This is a genomic window from Photorhabdus temperata, from assembly GCF_025384845.1.
Taxonomy (GTDB): Bacteria; Pseudomonadota; Gammaproteobacteria; order Enterobacterales; family Enterobacteriaceae; genus Photorhabdus; species Photorhabdus temperata.
This window is the reverse complement of the sequence record NZ_JAJAFX010000037.1, coordinates 1-13897: the sequence shown is the minus strand read 5'-3', so window position 1 is coordinate 13897 and position 13897 is coordinate 1. Positions and strand designations below refer to the sequence as shown.

Genomic DNA, 13897 nt, shown 5'->3' with positions numbered 1-13897 from the left:
GTTAATGATATGGCGATTAACCGGGCTATGGCATCCAGTATTTGCGTATTTTGAAGAGATGTCGGATGTATCCGTTTTTATTTCTTGGGGATAAGAAGTAAGAAAAATACGGGTGATGGCTGTCAGGAATGACAGTTTTCAAATTTCTAGCAGATTCGTTGGAGTAGTAAATGAAAGATAGCATTGCTCAAGCAGGAAGTGCTCTTAACGCTGAATTCCTCTCTCAGATATCAGAAAACATAATCAGCGCAAATGACGCTTCATCACAGACTAAAAATACAAAGAATATTCTCAAGGCGCTCACACCCGGTGAATTATTCTGGTATGAGCGCCTTGCCGCTTTGCAACCGCTCCAGTTACCTTTCGAGACCGTCGGGGAGCAAGCGGAGCCCAGATGGGCAATCAGCCTTTGGCAGCCCCCGTTGCCGAAAAATGGGGAAGAAGACCCATTACGGACACTGTTGCAGGCATTTGTCATTTACCTTGCGCGCCTGACTCAGCAGACCGAATTCCAAATTGGTTGGGGCGTGAAGGCAAACGATAACCTGGCCGATCTGGCGCCTGTGGTGCCAATGACCATTGAGGTGGCGTTTGATAAGCCGTGGAGAGCGGTAGCTGACTGGATTGATAACGAGCTTGCCCAGTTGGCGCGGCACCAGGCATTTAGTCATGATCTCCTTATTCGCTTTCCTTCATTGCAGGCTATTCCGGCGCTGACAACCCGCTGGCCGTGGCAGATCGCCGTCTCGGTGAGACAAGATGACGCACTGTGTGATCAGAAGGTATCCGGTGAATTGCTGACGCTCCAGGTGAATGCACAGGGCGGTTTTCGCTGGATATACGATGAAAATCGTTTGAGCGAGGAAGTGGTTCTGCGGATGAGCGAACACTTGCAGGTGCTGGCTGCGTCAAAAAGGCAGGGTGAGGACATCCCCGTCGGACAGCTTAATGTGTTGTCTGAGGCGGAACGCAGGTTGTTGCTGGAGACCTGGAACGCCACGGAAAACCCTTATCCTGACCCGTTATGTATCCATCAGCTGTTTGAGCAACAGGCCGAACTGGCCCCGCAGGCCACGGCATTAGAATATCAAGAGCAGATCCTCAGTTATGCAGAATTGAATAGCCGAGCCAACCGTCTGGCCCATCAACTGATTGCGCAGGGGGTCACACCGGACCAGCGGGTGGCGATTTGCGTGGAACGCTCGCCGGCGATGGTGGTGGCTTTGCTGGCGGTACTGAAAGCCGGTGGCGCTTATGTGCCGCTGGATTTAACTTATCCGGGGGAGCGTCTGGCGTATATTCTGAATGATACCGCCCCGGCAGTGGTCCTGGTTGATGCGGTTGGGAGGGCGGCGTTGGGTGAAGCCGCGCTGGCGGGGCTGACAGTGCTTGATCCGAATACCCAGCCGGACCAGCCGGACAGCAATCCACTGGTCCCGGCGTTGACGCCACAGCATCTGGCCTATGTGATTTACACCTCCGGCTCAACCGGGCAACCGAAAGGGGTGATGGTAGAGCATCAGGCGATTTATCAACGGTATCTGGGCTTTAATGAGACCTATGCTGTCACGGCGCAAGACCGGGTGTTGCAATTTGCCGCGTTTGCCTTTGATGTTTCAGTGGAAGATTTCTTCTCGTCATTATGTAACGGGGCTACGCTGGTTCTTCGCGATGACAGTTGGCTGGCGTCGATGCCGGAATTTATTGATTTAACCCGGCAATATCGTATTACGGTGGTGTCACTGCCGACTCTGTTCTGGTCTGAACTGGCGGCCAGAGAGACTGGGTTACCGCTGCCGGATGGTCTCCGGCTCATCATTATTGGCGGTGAGGCGGTCAAAAAGAACGCCATTCAGGACTGGTTCAGGCAGGAAGGCCACCGGCCCCGGTTGTTGAACGGTTATGGCCCGACGGAAAATGTGGTGACGGTGACCTATAAGGACGTGTTATCCCCAGCCGATGCGCATTCTATTGGCCGGCCAGCTAAAAATGCCCGCATCTACCTGCTGGACCCCTATGGTCAACCGGTGCCATTAGGTTGCGTGGGTGAAATGTATATTGGTGGCGTCGGGGTGGCGCGCGGTTATCTTAACCGGTCGGAATTGAGTGCGGAGCGTTTTATACCGGATCCTTTTAGCCCGGTAGCCGGTGCGCGGATGTATCGATCCGGAGATTTGGCCCGTTATCTGCCGAACGGTGATCTGGAATTTTTGGGCCGTAATGACGAGCAGGTTAAAATCCGCGGCTTCCGTATTGAGCTGGGGGAAATTGAAACCCGGTTGCTGGAGCATCCGGTGGTGCAAGAGGCGGCGGTGCTGGCGTTGGAGAGTGGGCAAGGCAAACGTTTGGTTGCTTATGTGGCGGCGGCAGCGCAGGAGGGATTAACGTCCGATTTGCGGGCCCACCTGAGTGCTATTTTACCTGACTATATGGTCCCGGCAGCCTTTGTGCGTCTGGAGTCCTTCCCGCAGACCCCGAATGGCAAGCTGGATCGCCGGGCATTGCCTGAACCGGGGGAAGACGATTTTGTCCGGCAGATTTATGAAGCCCCACAAGGGGAGACTGAGATCGCCCTGGCCGCCCTTTGGCGTGAGTTACTGGGTATTGAGCAGATAAGCCGGCATGACAGCTTCTTTGCGTTGGGCGGTCATTCACTGCTCGGCGTACAGATGATTGAACGCTTGCGTCACCTGGGGTTGACACTGGCGGCGCGCGATCTGTTCCAGTCGCCGGTGCTGTCAGACCTGGCCCAGACGTTGGGACGGCATCAGGCCGTGATAGTCCCACCTAATGTCATTACACCGGCCACCACGGCGCTGACACCGGCGATGTTGCCGCTGATTGAGCTGACTCAGCCTGAGATTGACCACATCGTCGGCCAGGTGCCGGGTGGGATAGCCAATATTCAGGATATCTATGGGTTGTCGCCGTTGCAGGACGGTATCCTGTTCCACCACATATTGGAAAAGGAAGGCGACCCGTACTTGGTGCTCTATCCGGTAGCCTTTGCTAACCGCGCTCTGCTGGACCGTTATCTGGACGCGGTGCAACAGGTGGTTGATCGCCATGACATTCTGCGTACGGCGTTTATCTGGCAAGGATTATCTGTGCCGGCGCAGGTGGTCTGGCGTCAGGCGACCTTGCCGGTGACGGAGCTGACGCTCGACCCGGCTGACGGCCCGGTCATTGACCAGTTAACCCGGCGTTTTGATCCGGATCACTATCGTCTTGATCTGAATCAGGCCCCGCTGTTGCATTTTGTTATCGCGCAGGAAACCGATGGCCGCTGGTTTTTACTGGAGTTGCAGCATCACTTGATCGGCGACCATGAAACAATGGAAGTGATGCACCGTGAAGTGCAGGCGTATTTTGCCGGGCAGGGGGAGAGTTTGCCTGTGCCGGTTCCTTTCCGCAATCTGGTGGCGGAAGCCCGGTTGGGGGTGAGTCAGGACGCGCATACCCGTTTCTTTACCGACATGCTGGCGGCGGTGGAGGAGCCGACGCTGCCGTTCGGGCTGACGGGTGTGCATCATGATGGATCTCAGAAGACGGAATCCTACCGGATGCTGACCGCCGGGTTGAATGACCGTCTGCGCAGTCAGGCTCGGCGTTTAGGCGTCAGTCTGGCGGCGTTGTGTCATCTGGCTTGGGCGCAGGTGTTGTCGCGTACCAGCGGGCAGGAGAAAGTGGTATTCGGCACCGTACTGTTTGGACGTATGGCGGCAGGTGAAGGTGCCGGCAATGGCATGGGGTTGTTTATCAATACCCTGCCGTTGCGGCTGGATATGGATGATACGCCGGTACGGGACAGTGTGCGGGCGGTACATCTGCGACTGGCCGGGTTGCTGGCGCATGAACATGCGTCACTGGCGCTGGCCCAGCGATGCAGCGGGGTTACCAGCGGTACGCCCCTCTTTAGCGCCTTGTTGAACTATCGACATAATGTTCAACCGGATCCGCTGGATGAAACGATGGCCGGGATTGCGTTCCTGGGTGAACAGGAGCGGACCAACTATCCGTTTGTGCTGTCGGTAGAGGACGGTGCCACCACTCTGGGGCTGACCGCTCAGGTAGTGCAACCGTTTGATCCGGAAAGCCTGTGCGGTTATATGCAACAGGCGCTGGAAAGTCTGGTGGAAGCCTTGGAGCAAGCCCCGGACATGCCCGTTCGGGCCTTGGAAATCCTGCCGGAAGCGGAACGTACCTTGTTGTTAGAGACCTGGAACGCCACGGAAACCGCGTATCCTGATGCGTTGTGTATCCATCAGTTGTTTGAACAGCAAGTGGAGAAAACCCCGGAAGCGACGGCACTGATAGCGGGAGAGAAGACGCTGAGCTATACGGAACTGAATGCCTGTGCTAACCGGCTGGCCCGTCAGCTGCTCGAACAGGGAATTCGCCCGGATGACCCTGTTGCGATTCTGTTAGAGCGATCGATAGAACTGGTGGTGGCGCAGTTGGCTATTCTCAAAGTGGGGGCTGTTTACGTACCGATAGATCCCAGTGTGCCGGATGAGCGGAAAAACTGGCTGATAAGCGATTGTTCAGCCAGGTTGCTGCTCACCGATACACGGGCGGATATTCTGGCTAATCTGGTTGTTCCGCTGTTGCGTTTCTCGGATGAGACAGACCCGGGCAACGAGGAAGATGACATCAACCCCGGCTTACCGCGCTCCAGCACCGGGTCAGCGTATATTATGTATACCTCCGGCTCGACGGGTATGCCTAAAGGGGTGGTGGTGCCGCATCGTGCGGTGGTCCGGCTGGTCATCAATAATGGCTATGCCGAAATTGGACCGGACGATCGGGTGGCCTTTGCCGCTAACCCGGCTTTCGATGCCAGCACGTTTGAAGTTTGGGCGCCGTTGCTCAACGGCGGTGCGCTGGTGGTTATCGACCATGCCACGTTGCTGACACCACAGGAGTTAATACCGGCTTTCCAGACGCACCGCATCACAGTGCTGTGGCTGACTATCGGGCTGTTTAACCGGTTGGCGGCAGAGTTGTCCCCGGTTCTTTCTCAGCTCAAAATTCTGATTGTTGGCGGCGATGTGCTGGATCCACATGTGATTGCCCAGGTTTTGCGTGACAGCCCGCCTCAACAATTGTTGCAGGCCTATGGCCCGAGTGAAGGGACCACCTTTACCACGGTATACCCTATCGTGGCGTTAGCGCAGGGCGTGACCCGTATCCCGATTGGCCGGCCAATCGCGAATACCCGTGTTTATCTGCTGGATGCCTATGAGCAGCCGGTACCGACAGGGGTGACCGGTGAGATTTATGTCGGCGGAGATGGCGTCGCTCAGGGTTATTTCAATCGGCCTGAGTTAACCGCCGAACGTTTCCTAGTTGATCCGTTCAGTGATAACCCGGATGCACGCATGTACCGCACCGGGGACTTGGCGCGTTATCTGCCGGACGGCAATCTCGAGTTTCTGGGTCGCAACGATCAGCAGGTGAAAATCCGCGGCTTCCGGATTGAACCGGGTGAAATTGAGGCGTATCTGGCAGAGCATCCGGCGGTGCATGAAGTTGCGGTGTTGGCTCGGGGGGAAGGGCTGGATAAACGGCTGGCGGCCTATGTGGTGGCGCTAGCGGATGACGGGCTGGTGAACAGCCTGCGTGCCCACCTGAGTGCCATTTTACCTGACTATATGGTGCCGTCGGCTTTTGTGCGTCTGGATGCATTTCCATTGACGCCTAACGGTAAATTGGATCGCCGGGCATTGCCGGCGCCGGACAATGAAGCCTTTGCTTATCAAGTTTACGCCGCGCCGCAAGGCGAAACGGAAATGGCCCTGGCGGCGATTTGGCGTGAATTACTGGGGATTGAACAGGTTAGCCGGCATGACAGTTTCTTCGCTTTGGGTGGTCATTCGCTGCTCGCGATACGGATGGTTGAACGCCTGCGTCATCTGGGATTGACACTGACGGCGCGTGATCTGTTCCAGTTTCCGGTGCTGTTTGAACTGGCCCGGTCACTGGGACAGCACCAGGCTGTGACCGTGCCGCCTAACGTCATCACCCCGGCAGCTACGACACTGACGCCGGCGATGTTGCCACTGATTGATCTGACTCAGCCTGAGATTGACAGCATCATTGAACAGGTGCCGGGCGGGATCGCCAATATTCAGGATATCTATGCCCTGTCGCCGTTGCAGGACGGTATCTTATTCCACCACTTGCTGGCAAACGAAGGGGATCCGTATCTGTTGACGGGTCAGATGGCCTTTGCTGACCGGTCTCTGTTAGATCGTTATTTGGCTGCGGTTCAACGGGCGGTTGATCGGCACGATATCTTACGTACCGCTTTTATCTGGCAAGGATTGTCAGTGCCGGCGCAGGTGGTTTGGCGTCAGGCCCAATTATCGGTGACTGAGCTGACGCTGAACCCGGTTGACGGTCCAGTGAGTGACCAGTTAACCCGGCGCTTTGATCCACGTTATCACCGTCTTGACTTGAGCGAAGCGCCGTTATTACGTTTTGTGGTGGCGCAGGAGACCGATGGCCGTTGGATTGTCCTGCAATTGCTGCATCACCTGATTGGCGACCATGAAACAATGGAAGTGATGCACCGTGAAGTCCAGGCATACCTTACGGGTCAGGCGGATAGCCTGCCTGCACCGGTTCCTTTCCGCAATTTGGTGGCGCAAGCCCGGTTGGGGGTGAGTCAGGAAGCGCATACCCGTTTCTTTACCGGGATGTTGGCGGCGGTAGATGAACCCACGTTGCCATTCGGGCTGACAGAGGTGCACCGCGACGGCTCACAGGTGACGGAATTCCACCGGATGTTAATGCCTGAGCTGAATGATCGTCTGCGCAGTCAGGCCCGGCATTTGGGGGTCAGTCTGGCGGCCCTGTGCCATCTGGCCTGGGCACAGGTGTTGTCGCGTACCAGCGGGCAGGAGAAAGTGGTGTTCGGCACGGTGTTGTTTGGACGGATGCAGGCAGGGGACAGCGCCGACAATGGGATGGGGCTGTTTATTAATACCTTGCCGTTGCAGCTGGATATCGATGAGACGCCGGTACGGGACTGCGTGCAGGCTGCTCATACCCGGCTGGCCGGATTATTAGCGCATGAACATGCGTCACTGGCGCTGGCCCAGCAGTGCAGTGGGATTGCCAGCGGTACGCCCCTCTTCAGTGCCCTGTTGAACTATCGACATAATGTTCAGCCGGATCCGCTGGATGAAACGATGGACGGCATTGAATTCCTGAGTGAACAGGAGCGGACCAACTATCCGTTTGTGCTGTCGGTGGAGGATTTTTCTGAATCCCTGGGGCTGACCGCTCAAGTAGTGCAACCGTTTGATCCGGAAAGGATATGCGGTTATATGCAGCAGGCGCTGGAAAGTCTGGCGGCGGCGCTGGAGCAAGCCCCGGACATGCCTGTTCGGGCACTGAACATCCTGCCGGAAGCGGAACGTACATTGCTGTTAAAAACCTGGAACACCACGGAAACCGTGTATCCTGAGGCGTTGTGTATCCATCAGTTGTTTGAACAGCAGGTGGAGAAAACCCCGGAAGCGACGGCACTGGTAGCGGGAGAGAAGACGCTGAGCTATACGGAACTGAATGCCCGTGCTAACCGGCTGGCCCGTCAGTTGATCGAACAAAAGGTTTGCCCCGGTGACCCTGTTGCGCTCCTGTTAGAACGATCGGTGGCGCTGGTGGTAGCCCAATTAGCTGTCCTTAAAGCTGGCGGCGTTTACGTGCCGATTGATCCCAGTGTGCCGGATGAACGGAAAAACTGGCTGATAAGCGATTGTTCAGCCAAATTGCTGCTCACCGATACACGGGCGGATATTCCCGCTAACCTGACTGTTCCGCTGTTTCGTCTCTTTGATGAGACAGACCCGGGCAGCGGGGAAGATCGCCTCAACCTTGGCTTATCGCGCTCCAGCGCTGGGTCAGCGTATATTATGTATACCTCCGGTTCTACCGGTACACCCAAAGGGGTTCTGGTGCCGCATCGTGCGGTGGTCCGGCTGGTCATCAATAATGGCTATGCCGAAATTGGACCGGACGATCGGGTGGCCTTTGCCGCTAACCCGGCTTTCGATGCCAGCACGTTTGAAGTCTGGGCGCCGTTGCTCAATGGCGGCGCGTTAGTGGTGGTCGATCGTGCCACTTTGCTGACACCGCTGGAGTTTGTACAAGTTCTACAGGTTCAGCGCATGACGGTGCTGTGGCTGAGTGTCGGATTGTTTAACCAGCTGGCGGCGGAGCTGTCTCCGGTTCTGCCGCAATTAAAGCTCCTGATTGTCGGGGGAGATGCCCTTGATCCCCATGTTGTCGGGCAGGTACTAAGCACCAGTCCGCCACAACAGTTATTGAATGGCTATGGGCCGAGTGAAGGCACTACCTTTACGACGACATACCGTATCACCGCATTAGCGCAGGGAGCGATCCGCATCCCGATTGGCCGACCGGTAGCCAACACGCAGGTTTATCTGTTGGATACGTATGGTCAGTTGGTGCCGTTGGGGGCGGTCGGGGAGATTTATGTCGGGGGCGATGGGGTTGCTTGTGGTTATCTTAATCATCCTGAATTGACGGCTGAACGTTTCCTGGTTGATCCGTTCAGTGATAACCCGGATGCACGCATGTACCGCACCGGGGATTTGGCGCGTTACCTGCCGGATGGCAATCTCGAGTTTCTGGGCCGCAACGATCATCAGGTGAAAATCCACGGCTTCCGGATTGAACTGGGTGAAATTGAGGCCCGGTTGGTAGAACACCCGGCGGTGCGTGAGGTTGCTGTGTTGGCATTGGGTGACGGGTCGGATAAACGGTTGGTGGCCTATGTGGCGGCAACAGCGGATGAGGAGCTGATGAACAACCTGCGTACCCACCTGAGTGCCGTTTTGCCTGATTATATGGTGCCGTCGGCTTTTGTACGTCTGGAGGCGTTTCCATTGACCCCGAACGGTAAGCTGGATCGTCATGCGCTACCGGCGCCGGATGGTGAAGCTGTTGCCCGTCAGGTTTACGAGGCGCCGCAAGGCGAAACGGAAATCGCCCTGGCGGCGATTTGGCGTGAATTACTGGGGGTTGAACAGGTCAGCCGGCATGACAGCTTCTTTGCCTTGGGGGGCCATTCACTGCTCGCGGTACGCATGATTGAACGCCTGCGTCACCAGGGGTTGACACTGACGGCGCGTGATTTGTTCCAGTCGCCGGTATTGTCGGCACTGGCCCAAACGTTGGGACGGCATCGCGCGGTGATGGCGCCGGCTAATGTGATTACACCCGCGACGACGACACTTATACCGGCGATGTTACCGTTGATTGATCTGACTCAGCCTGAGATTGACAGCATCATTGAACAGGTACCGGGCGGAATAGCGAATCTTCAGGATATCTATGCCCTGTCACCGTTGCAGGACGGTATTTTGTTTCACCACTTACTGGCAAATGAAGGTGATCCCTATTTGTTAGTCAGTCAGATGGCTTTTGCTGACCGGCCTCTGCTGGACCGTTATTTGGCTGCGGTACAACAGATGGTTGATCGGCACGATATTCTGCGTACGGCCTTTATCTGGCAAGGATTATCAGAGCCGGCGCAGGTGGTCTGGCGTCAGGTACCGTTATCGGTCACTGAATTGAGATTGGACCCGGCTGATGGGCCGGTGGGCGATCAACTGGTTCAACGTTTTGATCCCCGTCATTATCGTATTGATTTGGGTCAAGCACCGCTGCTGCGTTTTGTTGTGGCGCAGGAGACTGATGGACGCTGGTTTTTACTGGAATTGTTGCATCACCTGATTGGCGACCATACCACGCTGGATGTGATGAATCGCGAAGTACTGGCGTATCTTACCGGTCAGGAGGAGAGCCTGCCTGCGCCGGTGCCGTTCCGCAATCTGGTGGCGCAGGCTCGGTTGGGTATCAGTCAGGAGGAACATACCCGCTTCTTTACTAACATGCTGGCGGCGGTGGATGAACCCACGCTGCCGTTTGGGCTGGCGGATGTGCATCATGATGGATCGCAGGAGACAACATCCTACCGGATGCTGACTGCTGGGTTGAATGACCGTCTTCGCTATCAAGCCCGGTATTTGGGGGTCAGTCTGGCGGCGCTGTGCCATCTGGCTTGGGCGCAGGTGTTATCACATACCAGTGGTCAGGAGAAAGTGGTGTTTGGTACCGTGCTGTTTGGGCGCATGGCGGCGGGAGAAGGCGCTGATAATGGGATGGGGCTGTTTATTAATACTCTGCCGTTACGCCTGGATATTGATGAGACCCCGGTACGGGACAGCGTGCGGGCGGCCCATTTACGGCTGGCCGGGTTGCTGGCGCATGAACATGCGTCACTGGCGCTGGCCCAGCGGTGCAGTGGGGTTGCCAGCGGTACGCCTCTCTTTAGTGCTCTGTTGAATTACCGGCATAATGATCAACAGGATCCGCTGGATGAAACGATGGACGGCATTGAATTCCTGGGCGGGCAGGAGAGCACTAACTATCCCTTTGGGTTGTCGGTGGAGGACGGGGGGGCCACTTTGGGGCTGACGGCCAGTGCAGTGCAGCCGTTTGATCCGGACAGGATATGCGGTTATATGCAGCAGGCGCTGGAGAGTCTGGTGGAGACCCTTGAGCAGGCACCGGAGACGCCGATACGGGCGTTGAACATCCTGCCGGAAACGGAACGCACGCTGTTGCTGGAAACCTGGAATGAAACAGAAACTCCGTATCCTGAGGCGTTATGTATTCACCAATTGTTTGAGCAACAGGCAGAGCAAACCCCACAGGCGACAGCATTGGTATATCAGGAGCAGACGTTCAGTTATGCCGAATTAAATGCTTGTGCCAACCGTTTGGCTCATCAACTGATTGCGTTGGGTGTCGCACCCGACCAGCTGGTGGCGATTTGTGTGGCACGTTCCCCGGCGATGGTGGTGGGATTGCTGGCGGTGCTGAAAGCTGGTGGGGCTTATGTGCCGTTGGATTCAACTTACCCGGGGGAACGTCTGGCGTATATCCTGAATGATACCGCCCCGGCAGTGGTGCTGGCTGATGCGGTTGGACGGGCTGCGTTGGGCGAAGAGGTGCTGGCCGGGTTGACGGTACTTGACCCGAATACGCTGTCAGACTTGCCGGACAGCAACCCGCAGGTCCCGGCGTTGACGCCACAGCATCTGGCCTATGTGATTTACACCTCCGGCTCAACCGGGCAGCCGAAAGGGGTAATGGTGGAACATCAGGCGATGTATCAACGTTATCTGGGTTTTAATGACACCTATGCTGTCACGGCGCGAGACCGGATGCTGCAATTTGCTTCTTTTTCTTTTGATGTTTCAGTGGAAGAACTTTTCTCGTCATTATGTAATGGTGCGACGCTGGTGATTCGTGATGATAGCTGGCTGACTTCGATGCAGGAATTTATCACCTTAATTCGACAAAACCGTATTACGGTGATATCTCTGCCGACTTTATTCTGGTCTGAATTGGTGGCCCGAGACAAAGCATCACCGCTGCCGGATTGTCTCAGGTTAATCATTATTGGGGGTGAGGCGGTACAGAAGAGATCTATTCAGGTGTGGTTTGTAGAGGAAACTTATCGCCCACGGCTATTAAATACCTATGGCCCGACGGAAAATACCGTGACTGCGACCTGTAAGGCGGTGTTATCCCCTGTGGATGATAGCTCTATTGGCCGGCCGGTTAAAAATACCTGCATCTACCTGTTGGACAAAGACGGTCAACCGGTGCCATTAGGCTGCATTGGCGAAATGTATATTGGTGGCGTCGGGGTGGCGCGGGGTTATCTGAACCGGCCGGAATTGAGTGCGGAGCGTTTTATACCGGATCCTTTTAGTCCGGTATCTGGTGCGCGGATGTACCGGACGGGGGATTTGGCCCGCTATCTGCCGGACGGTGACTTGGAATTCCTCGGCCGTAACGACCAGCAGGTTAAAATTCGCGGCTTCCGGGTTGAACTGGGGGAAATTGAAACCCGGTTACTGGAATACCCGGCGGTACAAGAGGCGGCGGTGCTGGCGCGGGAGGATGGGCAGGATAAACGTCTGGTAGCTTATGTGGTGGCGGAAGCGAATGACGGGTTAGTTGCCTGTTTGCGTGAGCACCTGAGTGCGATTTTACCTGACTATATGATACCGGCGGCCTTTGTACGCCTGGATTCCTTCCCGCAGACCCCGAATGGTAAGCTGGATCGCCGGGCATTACCGGTGCCTGGCGAGGAAGCCTTTGCCCGTCAGATCTATGAAGCACCGCAAGGGGAAACTGAAATTGCGCTGGCGGCGATTTGGTGTGAAGTCCTGGGGATTGAACAGATCAGCCGGCATGATAACTTCTTTGCGTTAGGTGGGCATTCGCTGTTGGCTGTACGGATGATGAACCGGATAGCGGCGCTGGGTGTTGAACTGCCATTAAGCGTATTGTTTGAAATGTCCACTTTAACGGCCTTTGCTGAGGCAATACGTGTCCGGTTTGATGAACAGCGCAAGATATTACCCACTATTCTGCCGATATCCCGTGAAGGGACGTTGCCGTTGTCATTCGCCCAACAGCGTTTGTGGTTCCTGGCCCAGTTTGAGGGCGTCAGTGATATTTATCATATCTCAATGGCACTGCGCTTGAGTGGTCAGCTGGATATCGTTGCCTGGCAGCAGGCACTCGACACGTTGTTTGCCCGTCATGAAGCGTTACGTTCCGTCTTCGTCTCCGTTGATGGTCAGCCACAAGTACAACTGTTGGCGGCGGACCGTGGGGTGCCGTTGTCTCAGTATGACCTGCGTGGGGTACCGGATACCGAAACGGTGCTTGAACATCTGAGCATCGGGGAAGCCAGTACGTCATTTGATCTCAGTCATGGCCCGCTTATTCGTGCTTCGCTTATCCGGCTCACAGATGACGAATACCGGTTCCTGCTTACCCAGCATCACATTGTGTCAGACGGCTGGTCTGTAGGTGTGCTGATAAGTGAATTGAGTACGTTCTATACGGCTTTTCTGGCCGGGCAACGTGATCCCTTGCCACCGCTGGCGATTCAATATCCTGATTACGCCGCCTGGCAGCGTCAGTGGCTGTCGGCTGAACGGATCCGGGCGCAATCGGACTATTGGCGTACCCTGCTGGCTGACGCCCCCGTGTTGTTGGATTTACCAACCGATCGGCCACGTCCGCCTCAGCAGTCGTTTGCCGCGGGGGTTATGCTCATCGATCTGGATGCGGAATTAACGGCATCTCTTAAGCACCTGAGCGAACAGCAGGGCGTTACGTTATTCATGACCCTGTTGTCAGCTTGGGCGATGGTCCTGTCGCGCCTGTCAGGTCAGGACGATCTGGTTATCGGCACACCGAGTGCGGGCCGCAGTCACCAGGAAGTGGAACCCCTGATCGGTTTCTTTGTCAATACGTTGGCGTTACGTATTGATTTATCGGATGCGCCGAATGTCATTGAATTGCTGGCGCGTGTGCGGCAAACCGCATTGGCGGCACAGGCGCATCAGGACCTGCCGTTTGAACAGGTGGTGGAAATCGTGCAGCCACCGCGCCGACTGGCGCATACCCCGTTGTTCCAGGTGATGTTTGCCTGGCAGAACAATGAGAGCCCGGAATGGGAACTGCCCGAGTTGGCTGTCTCGCTTGTTGATTCTGTTCTTGAAACAGACACAGTTAAGTTTGATCTGGAATTGGAACTGTCTGAAGAGAATAGCAGGATTGTGGGATCTTTGGGTTATGCCACGGCCCTGTTTGATCAACCCACAATCGAGCGCTATGTGGGGTATTTGCGCACGGTACTGCAAGCGATGGTAGTTGATCCTCAACAGCCTGTTGGAGAAATCGATATTTTGACACCGGCAGAGCGCAGGTTATTGCTGGAAAACTGGAATGCGACGGAAACCCCGTATCCTGATCCGTTGTGCATTCATCA

1 protein-coding gene is annotated in these 13897 nt (G+C 55.8%); it reads left to right on the top strand.

Going from position 1 to position 13897, the window contains the following annotated elements; translation table 11 throughout:
- Window positions 1–170 precede the first annotated feature (170 nt).
- Window positions 171–13897 (top strand): non-ribosomal peptide synthetase (locus tag LGZ99_RS15120; protein WP_262979285.1); only part of this gene is annotated, 13727 nt, incomplete at its 3' end.